Origin of the sequence: Nocardia sp. NBC_00881 (assembly GCF_045207455.1) — a bacterium.
In the GTDB taxonomy this organism is placed as follows: domain Bacteria; phylum Actinomycetota; class Actinomycetes; order Mycobacteriales; family Mycobacteriaceae; genus Nocardia.
Window position 1 is genome coordinate 98,310 of record NZ_CP108798.1, and the last position, 19,342, is coordinate 117,651.

Sequence of the window (19,342 nt, forward strand, 5' to 3'; positions counted from 1 at the left end):
GTGGGACTCGAAGTATTCCCGTTCGCAAAGCCGTTCTTCTTTGTGGTCGGCGATCATTGGCCGCCGACCGACGAGGAGGCGGTCTGGGCGATTGCGGACCAGCTGCAAGATCTCATCGATGAAGGGAACGTCGCACTCGTCGAGAAGACGGCCGAGTGGGCCAGGAAAACGGCCCTGGGCTGGCCGGAGGGGGAGGGTTCGGAGGAGCTGCAGCGGCAGATCAGCCAGTTCGGCATTGCCGGTGCCGGTATTCTCGAGAATGCTCAGGCGCTGGCCGATGCCATCGGCGCGTTCGGCAATCAGATCTATGCGACGAAACTGAACCAAAACATCACACTGCTGTGGGTTGCTATCGAAGTAACCATTGCCAGCGCGGCAGGGCCGGCCGGTGAAGTGGCCGCATGGCGGGCTATCATCAGCGGCCGCTGGGCGGCGAAATATTTCGGTGGCCTGCTGGAGAAGGGCATCGAGTTTATCACCCGCGGCCTGGCCAAAAGGTTGGTCACCAAGTTTCCGCAGATCTCCAAATACATATCCCGTGCGGGTGGTTACCTTTACGAGACCATTCAGGAAATGCTCGAGGAGGTTTTGCAGGGGGGTCTGCAGGAATGGCTCGTCCAGCAATCGCTGATCGAGAAAGGCCGTGAGGACGAGCTCGACTGGGAGGCACTCAAGAAGAATATGAAGGCGGGTGCCTGGGGCGGTGCGGGGGGCGGATTTATCGGCCACCTCCTGCACCGGTTGATGGGGAGATCGACCAAGTTGATGCAGATCCTGCCCTACAACAAGTGGGGCGGGCTGGGCCGCGGCGCGATACAGGGAATTCTGGCGGGCCTCGTGGGCGGAGTGTTCGGTGGTGTGGCCGGGGCCAGGTACGACGGCAAGTCATGGAGTGAGGCATTCGACTCGCTCACGGGGCTGCAACTGCTGAGTGGTGCGGTGTCGGGCGCACCGTCGAGCATGGTCTACGGCTTCCGCGGCTATTCGGAATTCGGCGGGCGGCCGATCGAGGAGCAGCAGAAGTTCCACGATCTCCGGACCTGGATGAGCGACGTCGAGGCGGACATCCATGCCGACGTCCTCGTCCGGCAGATGCATCGTGATATCGACATTTATCTCCGGGACGAGGCCGAGCGGGAGAGCGCGCACCAGGCGCTCGACGCCGCCGTCCGGGAGGTCAGCCAGAGCGTCACCTTCGATAACGAGGGCAAAACCGAGGTCAATCAGCATGCCCGGCGGATGCTGATGGAGAAGCTCCAGGGGCATGTGGCAGAGCGGATCGACCAGGGCGCATCCCTGGCGGGGGTGTCGACAGAAGGCGACGTCGACGCCGTCAAAGCGCGGGGGCAGGCTGATGGGATCGTGGCCGGCCTTCATCAGAAGGTGGACGGGCGATTCCCGGAGGGTGCGGAGCGGATTGCCGCGCATGGGCTGGTCGGCGACATGCTGTTCGGTATCGCCGCGTCGAATCTCGCTGATTCTTCGTTGACCGAAGCGGAGCGGTTGGCGCGGTTCGAACAGCTCGATGAGGCACTGCAAGAGTGGATGGAGCCAGAAGCGCCTGAGGAGGAAGAAGAGGAGGAGGAATCCGAAGAATCCACCGCGACGGTCGCACAGGCCGAACAGTCCTCGGGCCCCGGGTTCGTCTCGAGGATCGTCGGCACCGACATCTTCGCCGGCCATGGAGCCGACCAGCCGGCCTCCCGGTACGACGAGAACGGCGTCCTGATCGGCGCCGACAACATCGGTCAGTCCATCGCGATCACCAAGACTGTGGACGAGGTCATGCAGCTGGTGCCGCAGATCCCCGAGGTCGACCTCAGCGGACTGCCGGAGAAGGTGCGGCGCAAACGGCAGAAGGAGTTGCGGATATTCGAGTTCCGGGTGAACGGATTCCGTGCGGCAGTCACCCAGGCGATCGTCGATGCGGTGCGGCGAACCGGTTCGAATGCGCGGGTCATTGCGACGCTGGGCGGCGATGGGGTGGTGCAGGTCCGGGTGGTCGACGCGCACGCGGATCTGGGGTTGCGCGCCAATGACCAGCTGACCGGAAGTAGACAGGGCGATCAGCCTGCCCACCGGAATCTGGATTTGGTGTTCGCGAACTCGGATAAGTGGGCATATGGGTGGAATTCATCTGGGCACAACGAGATTCGGTTCGAGGCACACCTGACGGCCCCGAGTTTCACGGCGTCCGCGCCGACCGGCTCTGGGCCGAAACATACTGCGGCGTCGGCGGATCCGAAGGCGCCCGTCTTCGACGGCTGGACCGGTGTGGCAGGTTCGCGGGCGGATTTCGCCGAGTTGATCGGTGCGTCACTGGATTCGGAGTTCGGCGACCCCGCCGCCCCCGCCGGTGCCGCGCCGTCCGAGAACTCCGGCGCCGGTCCCGCGCCGTCCGCGGAGTACAGCGACCTCACCGCATTGGAGCAGACGGTCGGCCCCGTCCCCGCCGAATTTGCGGCCGACACGTCTATCCTGACGGCACAGCCCGGTGGCGACCGGAAAGTGGACCATCTGGCCAAACATCTGTCCAGCTGGCTCGAGAGCCAGAAGATGCCGTGGATGTCGGAAGCACTCCGGCAGATGGCGAACCAGGGCAGTGGGCGGCCGATCGGTGGCGTGCACGAGGTGACCGGGCTCGAGGATCTTCAGGATGTTGATGATAAAGACGAAGTCTTCGTCATCACCGATGGGCTGGCCAAGGTCGGGTTGACGATCGCTGGCGACGAGGTGGATTCCGGTGTGGACCTGGCGCTTCAGGCCTTGAACGCGATGACCTCGGACTGGTCACCCACCCAGGCCGAGCATGCGAAGACCGCGTTGGAGCAGGCATTGCGCGATGCCGCATCGCGTTCCGGTCGTAAGGTGCGGGTAGAAGCCGAGGTGACGGAAGATCCGAAGACAGGTTCGCGCCTGCGAGTCCACCTCTTCGATCTCGGCGCCGGGATGCCGACCGAGCTGTCGGCGCGGCCGGGTGACGGCGGGCGCGACGCCCCGGCGGTAACGATGCATGCCGACACCTACGGCGTCGACGTCGGGGTCGCCGACAGCACCGGATTCGGCTGGCGCTACCGGCTGCGGTTCGAGATTCCGGCGACACCGGCGGTGCAGTCCGAGAAGTCCGGTCTCCCCGGCATCGGCGGCCGGCTGCGGGCCGCGCTCGGGGAGCTGGCTGACAGTCCGGATGCGTCCAAGCAAGTGCGCGCGTGGGCCATCGGCCGATTGGTGGACGAGGCGCGTGATGCGCTGCGGCAGGAGGATCTCGCCGCCGATATCCGCCAGCAGCTGACCGATGCGCTCGCCGATTTCGACGCACTGGTCGTGACGGTGACCGAAGCCACGGCGCGGGCGCGGCTGAAACAACTCGGCGGTGTCGAGGTGGGTCCGTGGGCGCGGGTGGTCGGCGGCAAGCTGCTGCATATCCGCCCGGTACAGACCGACGATCCGGTCCTGGCCGATCCGGTTCTACGAGCTGCGGCGCAGCGGGGCGTGGAGATCGAGCACTGGCGGGTGCTGGTCGACGCCGCCGGTCTACCGGTGTACCAGCAGTGGCAGAACGGCAAATGGGTGCCGGGTCAACCGGACATCAAGACGCTGGATACTACGGGGACTGCGCTGGCGCAGGAGCACGCCGTGCGGACCGTGCGGGATGTGCTGGTCGCACGGGCCCTGCAGGTGGGCAGTGGAGGACCGTCGCCGACTGCGGGACAACAGATTTCGGAGCTGCTCGAGCTCGCCGAGCAGGTAGCCGAACTCCAGGAGAAACTGAAGAAGGCCGAGTTCGCGCTGGCGCAGTTGGGGAAGCTGGGCGCCGAACCCACTGACGAAGAAGAGGACCGCTCGGCGGAGGCTGTCGAGGAAATGCGTCAGCAGGTCGCCGACTTGCGCGCCGAGCTGGCGCGGGCCCGGTCGGACTGGTTCGCGCGGGCGCAGGGCATGCAGCTCATGTCCGCGGAGTTGGCCGCTTCGGCGTCCGAGTTGCCGGTACTGCCGGAACAGCTGCCGCAGGCGCTGAGCGACATCGATACGCAGATCGGTAACCTCGACACGGAGATCGGCGGTATCGAGGCCCAACGCTTCGGGCTCAACCTCGGCGAATCAGAACAGCCACCGCGCGGGCGTCGGGCTAAGGCGGCGCAGAAGGCTCGGCAGGCCGAGCAGGCCCGATTGCGGGCCGAACTCGAAGCTCGCAAAGAGGAGCGGGCGCGGCTGCAGGCCGAGCGGGACCGGTTGGCGGCGGTGCTGGACCAGGCGGGCGAACTGTTGGCGCGGCTGGCGCAGTCGCGGGCGGCGGATGGGCTGTCGGAACAGCAGGCCCGCAGCGACGACGAGATCGCCGCCGCCGCGGACGATGCGTATCAGATCGCAAAGCGGCAGCTGTATGCCTTCACCGTCGGGATGAATCCATCTGCGGCACATATTGTTTCGGAGGAAACCGTCGCCGCCGCGAACGCCATCACCGGCGACGACGCGCACGCCGCGATTCAACGGGTGCAGGCGATCGAGGCGGGCCTGCACACCCTCGAAACACAGTTCGGTTCAGAGGTTTCCGGCAGCGGTGGGAAGCCGATGGGTCCCGAACAGTTGGCCCAGGTACTCGCCGCAGCGGGCGTCGAGCTGCCCGAACAGCGGACGGCGACGTTCTTGCTGGCCGCGGCGGAGCGGGTGCTCGCCGACGCGAAAGCGCGCGCCGAACAGGCCGAGACCGACTCGCAGCGCACCGATATCCCCGACCAGAAGCTGCAAGAGTTGGCCGCGGCCGTCGCCGAATTCCAGCGATCACTTCGGCAGTCGGCCGCGATCCGCGCCGAACGCGAACAGGTCGGCGGCGCCCCGATCGGCAACTGGGGCAAGGTGGTCGGCGACCGGCTGGTGATCATTGCCGACGAAACCTCGGGCGGCAACCCGATCAGCGATCCGGGAACCCTGACGGCGCTGGAATCGGCTTGGGTCGTGGTCGAGCGGCGTGCGGTGGCCGCGGACGGTACGGTGACCGTCGCCTACTGGAACGGCGGTGCCTGGCGAACCGAACCGCCGCAGGCGATTGGACCCGATCGGCGGGTCGCGGGCAGCGCCGAGTCCGCCGTGCTGGGCAGCCTCGACGCCCGATTGGCACAGCAACTCCAGACCCTGCGGAGGGTGCAGGAGGTCTTGGCGACCCAGTCACTCGCCGGGGTGTCGGATGTGGACAGCAGCATCGATCCGGTCGCTGCGGCCACCGCGTTGGCCGCTGAGGTCGAGCATCTGGGCGCCGAACTCGATGACGTGGCCAGGAAAGTGGCGCAGATCGAGGCCGAGATCGAGCAGCTCGCGGCCGAACACGCCGAGCTCGTTGCCGCGCTGGAGCCGTTCGACGAGATGCCGGAGTCCACTGAGGTCCGGGAACTGGGGCAGGCCCGCGTGGCGGCCCAGATCGTGATGCGGGATCAGCTGCAAGCCGAGCTCGATGCACTGCGGTCCCGACGGGCGGGACTGCAGGCACGGCGAGACAAGCTGATGGGTACGGTCGCGCCTGAGTCGACCACCCAGAACTCGGATCGGTCGGGACTGCTGCGCGCACTGACCGAGGCGAATGCCTGTGCCGAACAGATCACCCGCGAACGTAACCGGCTCGCCCGGATGGCCACCCGGCAGGCCGCCAATCTGATCGATCGCCTGTACCAGCGGGTCTTCATGGGCTACCCGGATCCCGAGCAGCGTGCCGCCGTCCGGGCGAAACTGCAGGAGTTCAGCCGCGCGGATGATGCGAAAGCCAATGGCGCCAATGCGTTCCAGCGGTTGTCCAGGGCGGAGCGCTTGTGTGCTCAGAGCAACATGTTGGAACAGGCCGCTGTCGACGCCGTTGAGCGGCGTCGCGCCGAAATGCGCCGTCCAGAGGTAGTTGCCCTGGTACAGGCGCTCGAGGGGCTGGTCGAGTACCCGGAGCGGATGACTCCGTCGCAGTTGCTGGAGCTGGCGCGTCAACAGCTGGGGCGTATGGACCTGCCGAAATGGGCATGGGAGCCCCTGGCCCTCGCGGCGGCCGGATACGAGGACGCGATCTCGGATGGCACATCGCCGAGCCAGGTCCGGAATGAGACCGCCATGCGTTTGGCGGAGACTTTCGATTCATTGCTCATCAACTGCGACGGGCTGACATTCGACGAAATGTGGGCCGCGGCGCAAGCGGTGCTGTCGGGGAAGTCTGACGAACTGACCGGGCGGGTCGAGCTCCGGGAGGGCGTCGAGCTGTCGCTGGATGACTACACGGCGTTGGACCAGATCCTGGCCGACCATGAATTCGCTCTTGCCGGGGACAGTGGCAAGCAGACCGCGACCGATCCGAAAGAGGTCGCGGGACAGCAGTATTCGAAGAACGCTGATTCGAAGGCCACCGAGCAGGAGACGACCGCGCAGGGGATCGCCGAGTCGGGGACGACTGCGTCGGAGACCGACGATCCGGAGCAGACCGAGTCGGAGGTCCGTCGCATGTTGACGGGTGCGCTTTCGGCGGTCGGCGGTGGTCCGGACCGCATCGGCGCCCTCCCGCTCGGCCAGCTGGCCGACGAGGTTCGCCTCCAGCTGGCTCTGCTGGACCCCGATGACAAACACCACGGCGAACTTTCCGAGGCTCTCGCGGAATTCGACGCGCTGGTCGAGCGGCTCACCGACGCCGCCGTGCGGGCGGAACTGGAACGCCTCGGTGGCCTCCCGATCGGCACATGGGGTCGGCTGATCGGCGGCAGGCTGATAATCATCCTGCCCGCCGGGGTGCAGGACCCGGTGCTGGACGTGTACGTGCGCCAGGCCGCGGATCCGCGTGGTGTCGAGATCGAGTTGTGGCAGGCGGGGGTCAATGCCGCAGGTCGGCCGACGTTGCGCACGCAGCGGAATAGTGAGTCGGTGGCTGGGCGGCCGATGGCCACGCAGGCCGGATCGCCGAACCCCGTTCTGACCGCGCTGCTGCAGGAACACGCGCTGCGGACGCTGCGGGACGCGCTGATCGAACAGGCATTCCGGGTGCCGCCCGGAATGCAGGGAATGCCGGTCGCGCGGGAGGAACAACGACTGCGGGTGCTGCAGCGGGCTCAGCAGCGTCTGGCCCGGTTGGAGGCGCGGGCCGCCGGACTCGATGGTGAGTCGCCGGAGTGGGCGGCCGCCGCGGCCGACGTCATGGAAGCACGTCAGCAGGTTGCCGAGCTGTTCGCTGAGCTGCTGCCCGAACAACTGCCGCCGGGGGACCGGAGGACGGCGCAGGTGCACGCGATCATCGACCTGTTGGCGGCGGATGTTCGCGGCGCCGAGGACATCGAGACCACGCTGTGCTCCTATGCCGATGGTCTCGAACAGTTGCTGTCCGACTATGGTGTCGCGTCGGGCGGAACCGGGAAGGGACCTGGGGGCCAGGCGCAGCGGTTGCGGAAGCTGCTGACAGGTTTTCGTGACCTCCGAAAACGCCTCTCGCCAGCGGAATTCGCCGCTGTCTCTGCCGCGGTCGCGGGCCTGGGAAGTTCCGTTGAACCTGATGCTCTGGTTGATGACGGTCCGGTCGAGGGGGAGTCTGCGGCTGAGGCCAAAGCTGAGGAGGTAGCCGATTTAGAGGCGAGGCTGAAGCGGGCAGAGTTTGCGCTGGACCGGTTGGGGAGGCTGGGCGCCGAACCCACTGACGAAGAAGACGACCGCTCGGCGGACGCTTTCGAGAAAATGCGTCAGCAGGTCGCCTACGTGCGCGACTTGCGTGCCGAGCTGGTGCGGGCCCGGGCGGAATTGGCCGACATCACAGGCTTGGGTGACGCTGCGGACGGTGCGACGGTCGAGGACACCACGCCCGGGCAGAGTGCTGCCGCGTCGAAGCTGGGAGGTTCCGGGTCGGGCAAGGGTGGTCCGCGATACACGCTCACTGAACGTCTCGGATCTTCGATACTGCGTGTGCTGCCGGAGATGATGGTGCCAGGTGGGGCACTCGGTCAGGTGCTCGAAAATTGGGGTTTGGGCGGAGTATCCGAATCGTTGCGGGCGCTGGTGGCGGCTGGTTTCGCGGCGCACGGGGGAGATGTCAGGGCGTCGCGCCTATCGAGTGGAGCGGTGACCATCACCGGCTACGCGGCCGATGATGATGGCACTGGTGGTAAAGGTAAGCGTTGGATGAGTGTCACCGCCGATCCCGATACCGGGGACGTGCAGGTCAGGTGGCGGGCGCAGGCCGAGGGCGACCCGACCGGGTGGACCCAGCTGATGTCGGACTGGGGCAATTCCGACGATATCCGCGAGGAGGCCGCCAACTGGTTCGATGAAGTGGTCGGTGACCCGTCGGATGGAACGGCGCGCACTGTCACGGCGACGTTGTCCGGGCGGGAGCCGGACCGGGCATTGACCGTGACCGTGAAGGGAGTTCCTGGGGAGAAGACGTTCCGGGAGTCCGGCGGCGGATCCCGCCCTGCTCCGAAGCCGGACGGCAACCACGTCGATCCTGGTTCCGGCGGTGCTTCGGTGCCTGCCGATGTCGCCGGCGCGGAGCAGACTGTCGCCGCCGCGCTGTCCGGTGAGCCGGGGGGCACACTCACTCTGCGGGACGGATCCACGGCCATGAGCGTGCTTCCCGACACGGCTGATGAGGAACTCAGCCGGGTGCTCCGTGAGTGGGGGCTGAGCGATATGTCCACATCGCTGCGGGCGCTCATAGCGGCTGGTGTCGCGGCTCATGGGGGAAATGTCACGGTGTCGCGCTTGTCGGGTGGGGCGGTGACGATCACCGGCTATCCCGCCGACACAGACGGTGCTACCGGCAAGGGTAAACGTTGGTTGAGTTCGACCATCGAGCCTGCTACAGGGGCCGGGCAGGTGAAGTGGCGGGTGCAGGGCGAAAGCGTCCCGGTCGGGTGGCACACGTTGATGTCTGACTGGCGCAACGTCGACGATGTCCTCGACAGAGCCGACCGCGAATTCCAGGAAATGTTCGACGACCTGGCGGATGGGACGGCGCGGCCGGTTACCGCGACCCTGTCCGGTGCGAAGCCGAACCGGACGGTGACGGTCACGGTGGGGGGAAAGCCGAACAGGGTGTTGACGTTCCAGGAGTCTGCCGGCGAATCCCGCGGTCTTGGAAAGCCGGAGACTACGCGGGGAGAGCTCGCGAACGACACCGGCGCGGCCAGCCCATCGCCACAATTCGGGCCGTTCGAAACGGAGAACCTGGACACCACCGCGCAAGCCCTTCCTGGTTCGGATGGTACGTCGGTGCCTGCCGGGTCCGAGGACAGTTCGAGGCCCGTGGGTGCTGGGCCGGTGGAGGCTTCGGACGCGAGTGGAATTGTCGCTGGGCGGGATCAGAGTTCGGGGCCGGTGGGTGGCGACTCGCGCGGCGCAGTGCCAGTGACCAGTTCCGGCATTGCTGAGTGGAATAAGGCGGCGCGGCAGCATAACGAGGAAAAGCGCGCCCGGGAACTGGAAGCCGTGTTCGGCACCAATTTCGTGCCCACGGACGTTAACTCTGGTGCGTCGGACGATGTCGATACGCCGGCTGTGGATGAGTCCGATCCTGTTGCAGGCGTTCCGGATTCGGCAAGTCCATCACCTGTGGTGGCCACTGGTGGGGAATCGGTTTCCCAGGAAACGGCCAAGCTGGATGCTATCGAGAGTTTTATGAATCTCGTACGGACGCGTGGCTGGTCTGTGCAAAGTGTCCAGTGGGAGAACGGGTTCGACGACCCAGCCATCGATGTGACCACACTTGAGGAGATTCTCGACGCTGTGGCCGATGTGCTCGATGGACACCCCTGGATGATCCTTACGGACATTGTCGTCGGCGAGTTGCCGAGCGACAGCTTCGCCAAGTTGCAGGCTTTGAGCGGTGGCGGTGGGAAGCCCAGTACGAACCTGGTCCTGGACCGATCTGATCTCACCGACTTGGACCAGGCGCGCCAGAGGTTTGCGAGGCGGGTGGAGCTCGGCGAGGTGGTCGGCTCGGCGACCACGATGCTCCGTAACGTCATTGCTCACGAATTGGGGCACGCGGCGCAATTTTCGGCGCTAGTCTCAGGCGATCTGTCCCGCCGCGCCGTATTGGCATTGCGTGAGGTCTATCGCGAGACTACCGACAACGACCGGGAATTCGTCAAATGGCTGACGAATAAATTCAACTTCAACAGTGATCGGTCGCTGAGAGTCGACGTGAAGGTTGTCCTCGAGTTGCTGCGCTTGGCGTATCGCGCTACTGGCGACGATAGCAATGAAGGGTTCGTCGGATGGATACAAGACGTGTTCAGCAGTTACGGCGTGGAGGATTTGCTCGCTGAAGAAGATGAAGACTCGCCACTGCATATGCATGTGAAGGAGCTGTTTGCTGAGGCATTTTCTGCCGTGGACTTCAAAGGCTTCAGCGGTGCGTCCACTGGTGAGCAGCTGCTGTACGAGTTGCTGGCGGGCGATGGCACACGCAACAAATCGACATTACCGCAGGGTGAGGCGCAACGTCTCAACACCGATCAGTGGCCGGATGCTCATGGCGAGGGCCCGGACGGGGCGGACAGTGCCTACGGTCTGGCGTTGGCGCAGATGGGATTGACGCCGGTCGATCTGGGTGGGGGCCATCTCGGGTTCGTGGCGGGGGATCTGGCGGATGCGGATTCGGTGGTGGTGTATGCGGGTGCGGGGGGACTGAATCCGCAGTCGGCCGAGACTGCGGGCATCGCCGACGTGTTGGAACAGGTACGGGCGGCTGATCCGGATGGTCGGGTGGCCGTAGTTGTTCCGGTCGGGGGAGGTGTGTCGGGTCTGGACGACGCGTTAGTGAGTGTCGGGCATCGGTCGCCGCGGCCGCGGATCGTTGTCGTCGGGGACGGGCCTGACGCGGATAGAAAGGTGTATGCGGCGTCCGGCTTGAGGTCTGTGGCTGCGGTGGTGTTGCGGGGTGTGGCGGGGGCGCCGGACGTGCGGTTGCTGTCTGGGCTCGGGGTGGATGTGTTCGCGGTGGCGCCTGCCGATGTAGCGGACATATCGGGCGCGGTTTCGCTGCCGGCCGGAGTGGAGTCGATTCGTGGCGATGAGATCGGCCGTGTCGCGGTTGGTTCGTTCCAGCCGAACGACGATGCTGTTGATGAGCTCGGATCAGTGGGGGGAGAACAAGATTCGGCGACGTCGACCAGTGTCACGGAGGAGTCCGTGGGGGCTGGCGATTCGGATGGTGTGGATAAGCAGCGTTACTCCGGGCCGGTTATCGTGCCCGATCGGCACGCATCTGGAAACCATCACCACCACGCCGACGACACAGGCGGGCTCTCCACGGACGACGCGGCGACCGACACCTCCGTGAACGCGGCAACCGGCACTGCGGAGCCGGCACCGCTCCAAGGCGCCCGCGGGCTCGGTTTCTCCGAGGTGTCGGGGCTCGAGGACCTCGATGCCGTGACTCCGGACGCGCTCGATCGCGGTGAGACTTTCCCATCGGATGACGGCAGCGGGCAAACGGAACCTGCCGATGGCACTGCTGGATACACCTCATCCGGTGGTGCGGGTTGGAGTCGGCGTGGTGTATTGACTACGGCTGGCCGGGTTGCAGGTGGGGCGGTGGTGGCTGGGTCCGGGTTGGTCGTGGTTGGTGATAGTGCCGCCGAATCCGGTTGGTTGCATGAGACTTTCGGTGCTGAGGTCGCCGAGCTCGTCAATTATTCGGAGTCGTTGTGTCGGCGGATCAATGAGCTGCTGCTGAGCGAGCGGCCTTGGACGATCGGGTATGGGGATCGGACCGTGGTGGATCACGATGCCCGAATGATTCTGATCGACCAGGATGCCCAGTCGGATCCGGCGCAGGTTGTGTATCTGCTCGCGGTGGCGGTCGGGGAGGCTGGTGGAGATCCGCTGCGGTATTTGGCTTTTGTGCCGAATCCGGAGGGGATGTCTCGCGAGGATTTTGTAGAGGCGTATCTGCTGGCGCGGTTCTCGCAGTACGCGGATCATCTGTTGGTGGCCGCGCAGGCTCGGTGGGAGATTCTGGAGGGGTCCCGTGCCGAGGGTGCACCGGTCGATATTTTCGAGTTCGAGCCTGTTGATTTCGACATCGAGCCGAATAAGCATGGGGAGGAGGTCGCCTATGAGCAGTTGAGGATCGGAATCTGGGATCCGCAGATTGCGCGTGAGTGGATTGCGCGGGAGTTGATGGAGGATCCAGACGCGCCATATTACGACTCTTGGTTGGAAGAGGCTGAGTCGCAGTGGGATGTGGCCAATGGTGGCGATCGCTCCGGTGGCAATAGTGTGGCGGCCGTCGAGGATCCCAGGGCTGGTATTGCTGGTGCGCCTGGTGATGGGGTGGTTGCGGGGGCAGCTGCGGTGGGTGCTGGTGTTGCGGGGTTCGGTGGTGATGAGCATGGTGGTTCGGGTCGTGATGGCGGATTCTTGAATGAGGGGGACGCTCCGTACACGCCACCGCCCATGCCGCATTCGGCGACCAAGCCGGGTGCGGAAGTACCAGCTGACCTTCTCGAAGAGAACCTTCAGGTAATTCTGAGGGTTTTGCGGGAAGTCCACCACCTCGACGAATCCGACGCTGTTTATCGGATATTGGCGGAGGCGGACGCAGAGCAAGTTGAGGCTGCACGCCTCGAGTTGGGCGGATTCGATCGGCAGATCCTGAGTGCACGGATTGGTCCGGCGGACGACGAAAATGTCTGGGTGAGAGCCCTTCGGCAGGCCCGCCTGACACACAGAAAGCAATATCTCGAGGACGAGCGGGCCGCGATTGAAAACCTTGCCGAAAAGGTCGGGGAGCTGGCTGAATCGGACAGTGCGAACGACAGCGGCGTCACGAGACGCACAGTGGTCAAGGGTGGGGTAGCCGCGCTCGTTGCGACAGCTGTTGCGGTTCCATCCGGCGAGGACGGCAATCTTTCGCTCGACGATGTTCCGCAATCACCGATCCTGGAGACCGGGCTAGGGCCGGAAATCGACGCCCTGGTCGACGGGCTGGCCCGGCGGTCCGAATATTTCATGGTGCAGTTCAACCGTGCTCGCGGCAACGGTCACACGATCGAAAATGGTGGCGACAAGTGCCATTGCGATGGAACCCACGGTACGTACAGCCGTGATAAAACGCTGGTTCAGGTGGACTGTGCCGAAATAGCGAACCGTGCGCAAGAAATTGCGATGAAGCGAGGGGAGACTGATCCGGATCGGATTGCCGATGAGATCGCGGCGCGAATCCTGCTCACACTCGCGCATGAACTCGGCCACGCAAACTATGGTGTGGACACCGCCAAGGCTCCTTGGCAAGTGGGGACGACCAGGACACACTGGATCGCCATTGAGCTGCGCAAGCGTTACGAGAACGAGGCACACGCCGCGCTCGTATCCGCCCGAGTGCGTCGTGAGCTCGAGAAGCAATTGGGCAGCCTGCCACCGGATGCTTTCACCACGAATAAATATGGCGAGATGCAGGCATATGACGACATCGGTCGGATAACCCTCCCGGAGGCCATCGATCGCGTCGCGGATCGGATGTTCTACCGCCTCGAAGAAGACGGGCACGACTACGGCGGTTACCACCAGGATCTCATCGATTATTGGTACAGCGGTCCCACCGGCCTCGGTCGCGATATCGACGAGCTCCTTGCACACGCACCCCTGCTGGCACAACGAATGCGTGATCTCCAGGCTGACGGTTGGACCTTCCAACCGTCTGAGGATGCGAGCCGGACTGAGATTCATCCCACGGGCAAGGCAATCAGCGTCGGGGTTTCAGATCTGATCTCGGCTGAGCAGAAGGTGTTCTTCCTGGCGAAAGCTATCGGCCGCGTTATGTCCGGGATCGAGGTGGAGCCGCGCGGTCCGGGGATAACGGAACAGGAATGGATCGATCGCGAACTGCTGAAGCAGTTCCGTATGGAGGCCGTGGCTTGTCTTGTCGCCTTCGAAGCGCAGCGGGAAATCTGGAACAACAGGGGTGTCGACATCAGCGACTTCCCGGAGGACGAATGGGGTGGCGAGCCGGACGCCTTCGGAGCGGCGGGCGCTTACGACGATTTCGCCGCCGACCACATCACGTGGGATCAGGCAGTCCAACGGCTTGTCGATGAGATCCAAAGCAAGCCCGAGGTGCCCGCCCACCAGCAAATGCGGCAGCAAGTGGAGGGCCTGTGGGATGAATTCCGCCTGCCCAACGGAGCTGATGCGGATCCGCTCGCATCCGGTTTCGAGTCCCTGGAGCCGGGGATGGATAGTACGCAGGTCCCGGGGCCTGGTGAACAACCCAGCGGACTGGATGCGGGTGCGATAACCGGGGCGGTGGCCGCCGGTTTCGCGGCAGTCGACCTTCCTGGCTCGGGCGCGGGTGCACCCGCGCCGCGACCGGAGGCTGGAGTCGCAGCCCAGAACAGGCAGGCGAAACAGGTTGTTGCCGAACAGGTGTCGGATACCCGTGTGCACCTCGGCGGGCTGGTTGCGAACGGAAAAATCTCGCTCGCTGATCTCGTGAAGATCACGGAATTCCTGCGGGCGGCGCATAGGCAGGGTGAGGTGGCGCTGCCGCATGCGATCGCGGTGACACCGCTGGAGAGCGGGAAATTCTGCGAGTCCTGGGTGGAGGATGTGCCGGGTGGGCAGCAGCGGGTGCTCGTGCTGAACGAGCGGGTGTTCACCGAGCCCGGATGGCTGGCGGACCAGTTGGCGAAGCGGAAGGTTCACCCGTGGGCCGAGGGACGGTCGCGCGACGACCTCACAACTGTTCTCGCATATGGGATCGCGGATGTCGCGTATCAGTCGGTCGTGCGCCATCCCGAGGTCGATGATGTCGAGTCGGCGCTGCAGGGCTTCTATCAAGACGGTCCGGGCGGCGGCGACTTCGACGAATTCGAGTACGCGATGTGGAAGCCCAAGCAGTTCCCGGAGTTCTACTCCGACATGAACGGCCTGAAACTCCGCGAGGCCGTCATCGCCACACTGTTCCAGGCGCTACCCGGAGGCAGGCCCCTGCGCGACGGCGAACATATTCTCCTCGAGCAGTATCCGGGTGTCCGCCCCGGCAGCAGGGCTGGCGCTGCGGAGGAACGCAAGTTCATCCCCGGCGTCCAAGTCTACGAGAACAGCAGGCAATCGAACCTGATCGCGCCTGCGCATACGCTGCTGCCGGATGGAGAACTCGTTGCAGCGCTGCGTGATTGGGGTTTCGTTGACGACACCACAGAGATCCTGCGGCAATCGCTCGCATCCGGCGTCAGCGAACGCGGCGGCTACGCGGACGTCGCCTACGACGAGAACTCCCGGCAGCTGACGATTCACGGGGCCGGTGCCGATTTCTCGCACTGGCTGACGGTCGAGGCCCCCAGCGGTGCCGACGGCGCGGACGCGAAATTCACCTGGACGGTCGAATGCGACAGTCAAGGGTGGCCAACCGAATTCACGTATCGACTGCTCAGCTCGATGGTGTCGAACTGGCATGACAGCGACGAGACCGTCGACAAGGTTGCGCGCTGGTTGCAGGGTTCGCTCGGTGGTGCGCGGAAGCAGATCACGGTCAGTGTTTCCGGCGGTGCGGCACCGCGGTCGATGGTGGTCGTCGTGCCGGGGGGGCCAGCGCAGGAATTCGACGAGGCGGTGCCGGTGGCTGCCGAAGCTGTGGCGGGCAGCGACGTTTCGACCGCCAGCGACGCTGCGGAGCGCGTGGCGACAGATGCCGAGCCGGACCAGCCGAATGCGGATTCGCCGATAGCAGCCGAGGAGCCGACCCCGGAGCCGCTCGAGGTCGAGCAAGGTGGATTGTGGTTGCGCAGGTACACCGAGCTGTTGCTGGATTCGCGGCTCGAAAGGTTTGACGGTTACCCCTATAAGTTCTTCGTCGGCCGCGTTGGCAACTTCTCCATCCAGCTCGACGGGATCGACTGGATCGCGAACGGCGGTGTGCGGCTGATCCTTTCGTTGCGCTTCGACCACGGCATGTCGAAACAGATCATTGTGCAGATCGGTCGGGGCAACGACGGCCGTGTCATGGCGTTCTACCCGAGGATCTTCCACGGTCCCGACGCCGACATCGTCAGTGCGGCTGTGGACGCGCTGAAGCTCGAGATCGACTCGTGGCTGAACACTGTTGAGCTGCAGCAAGATGCGGATGCGAGCTTCAGCGACGACGAGGACACCACCCGCGTCTACGAGACTTTGACCGAGCTTCCCGAATCGACGTCAGATGGTCAGAAAGTTCGGGAGGCGAAGCAAGCCGACGCTATCCGGGCAGGGCTGAGTGGTTCCCCGGAAGCTGCCGCCCGCGCCTCCGAAGGCGATTCTCAGGACACCCACCGGTATGCGGCGTCGGCGTCTGACGTCGAATCCAGCGACGAACCGGCGCGGACCCAATTGGACTCGGACCAGAACGGCGCGCCGGCACACCGAAGCGGCTTCGAATCTCCTCGTTCGGACTTCCATCCGCCGGCGCCGCTTACTGCCGAACCGGACTCCGACCATCGGGTGACTCCACCCTTGCTGGGTATCCGCCATCAGCGGCAGGGTGTCGAAATGGGCCCGACAGGAACCACTGTCGACCCCAAGCGTAGCCGCCAGCGTCGTCTCGAGGAGCCCGGCAGCGGGCCGTGGTACGGGCCAAACACCAATGGCGCTCGTTTCGAGGAGGATGGTTCCGATTCACAGGCGGCGGGGTCGAGTGGCGCCATTGCTGAGGTCCGAGCGAGGGTGCTGGACGCACTGAAGGCGATAGCGGACGCTTTCCCGGGCGTGAAGTTCCAGGTCGAGCGGGGAGGCTCTGATCTGCCCGATGGCCTATTCGACCCGGATGAGGAGAAGCGCTCGCGAGTCTTGGGGTTGGTCAGGGACTTGATGCCTCTGTCAGCGCACATGTCCGAGCGGCCGACGCTGTTCGGCCGGCTGTCGGAAGCGGTAGCAGACTACCATCGGTTCCCGCTGGAAACCATTCTGGCGGATCGGTCTCCCACAACAGAAAAGACGATTGGTGCGGAGGTCGCGACCACTCCGGATCCCGCGCCGTCACCCGGGTTGCCGGAAGGCTCTGCCGGCCCGAGTAGTTCCACGGTCGGACCCGTGCCGGACACCGAGTCGGAGTCCGATCCCCGTGACGCGGTTGTCCATCAGGCCATGATCGAAAGTGAATTCGCCCGGCGGCGCCTAACGGACCCCGGGGATGCGAACCCTCCGGTGCCGAGTGTTGAGACCGCGCTGGAAAGCCCGGATCCGTTCGCCGGCGAGACTCCCGACGTCCTCGAACAAGAGCCCGGTGAATCCGATGCGGGCAAGCGCGGCTGGTTGCGGCGCGGAGTGCTGAAATTCGCCGCTGGCGTCGCGGGCGCAGCGGCTGTGGCGGGGGTCGCCGAGGTGACCATCGATGACGACGTCCCGAGTGACGCCGACGTGCCGGAAGTCGATGTCGAGGAAGCGATAACACGCATGCTCGGCCCGGATGTCTACGCGCTGGTCGATAAGTCTCCGTTCCTCGTGTCGAAACTGAAGATAGCGCTGCAGGCGGGCTGGACCTTCGCGTACGGCGGCGAAGGCTCGGCGTACTGGGTCTATTTCGGGACGAAGCTGATCGCCTTCGGCGTCGATATCGAGGAAGACCCCACCGCGGTCACGGCGTGGCTCGCGCGCGCGATCGGACGATTCACCGACGACACGGTCGATACCTCCGTCGAACCGCCGACCGACACCGACACCAGGGGCGAGTGGGTCGACCGCCATATGCGCAAGAGCCTCGAGAGCTGGGCCGCCGGGGAGCTGGTGGCGATCCGGGCACGGCGGGAGATTCTGCGCGGCGGCGAGGAGGACATCGGGTCCGCGGATCCCTTCCTGGAAGCGACCTATGAGCGCCTTCGCATCGGGGCCCTATCTCCGGAGGAGGCGCGCACGCGCATTGCCAAGTGGATACTCGCCGATCCCGACGGATCCCTGTACCAGGAGCACTTCAACCACATCACCGAGATGTGGTTCGAATACCGCGGGGTGGTGACCGGTCTCGGATTCGATGTCGATGAATTGGTCTCGTATTCGCCTTCGCTGGTGGAGGTCGTGAAGACGCTCAAATCACACGGCTGGACATTCCGCTACGTGTCGCTGGAAAACGGACAGTTCGGCGTCGTCGATCCCGAAACCAAAGAAATCCTGGTCCGCGCGAGTCTCGAGGGCAACGCGACCGAAATCCTCTACGTTCTCGCGCAGCAGGCCGTGGTGGCATCGCACACCCCCGAGGAAGCCGAGCCCGAGCCGTCGGACCCGTCGGATCCGGTGCCGGGAATGACAGAGCAGGAGTGGATCGAAAGGGAGATCCCCGACCGGCTCGCACCGGTCGGGGAGCAGCTGCTCATGTCCGGCCTGGCATGGTTGGAGGTCAGCGACACTGGACGCGAGATCGACTACTACACCCAGGAACACCTGGGATCGACGGCGGAGGACTTCGGCGAACGCGATCTGGTGGAAGCCGCCAGAAACGGGGCCATCTCATGGGATGAGGCGTGGGCAGGCATCGTGGCGAACCTGGTCGCCGATACGACGTCGGGACCGTATCGCGCCGCGGCTCAGGATCTCCGGTTCATCTGGGCAAGGAAATATGCCGGCAAGAGCGAGGGACCCGGCGGAAACTCTGTGGCCGAGTCGAATCGTGACGTTAGTCCCGGAGACCGCCTCGGCCCGCGGGACGTTGGAGTCCCGATCGCCGCACTCGCCGCAGGGTTCGACGAGGATGGCTCGTCCACAGTTGACGAAACCCACAGCGCCGACGGCGATATCGGCGTGCCCAGCACTGGGGCACTCGAATCTGATGCGGCTGTGGCGGCTGTTGGTGCGGGCGGGGTGAAATCGGCGGATCAGGGCGCCGACACAAACGAGCAGCAGGTCCTGCGGGCGAAGCTGAACGATCTGCTGTTGCTGCCCGATGCGGTGCATTCGGTCATGCGGTTCGTGTCCGCCGCTGCGGAGGGCGACGACGGCCGGATCGGCATCAAGCTGCAGGACCTGACCCCGATGAAGCGGTCGGATAGCGCTGTGCCGCAACTGGAGATCACCATCCAGCACGGTGATGTGGTCCGCACGGTGATGTATATCGGGCGTGGATGGTTCAGCGTCGACTGGTCGAGTTGGTTGGGGACGCAGGCTTGGCGCAATGGACCCGTACAGGACTGGAATGCGCTGACCGAGGCGCAGCGGGAAGCGGAAACCGCTGCGGCGCAGCGCCGGTTGGTTGCGGACTGGGAGGCCCTCACCGGGGACTGGGGCAACGAAGCCGAGGTTGCGGCGGCCTTCGGCCGGTTGGGGGCGTTGATACAAGCGGGTCTGCCAGCCAGGGTGCACGTCGGGTGGACCGATGGACACCGTCAACTCACAGTCTCGAATACCGGCGAGCGGAACAGAGTTG

The 19,342-nt window shown here is 65.0% G+C and carries 1 protein-coding gene (running past one end of the window); it reads left to right on the plus strand.

Features of this window, described 5'->3' with window-relative positions; genetic code table 11:
• Positions 1 to 19,342, plus strand: the beginning of a protein-coding gene (locus OH799_RS00465) for an ElyC/SanA/YdcF family protein (protein ID WP_406274080.1). 92,954 nt of this gene lie beyond the right edge of the window; 19,342 of the gene's 112,296 nt are visible here — the first part of the coding sequence; the start codon lies at positions 1 to 3; the stop codon falls past the right edge of the window.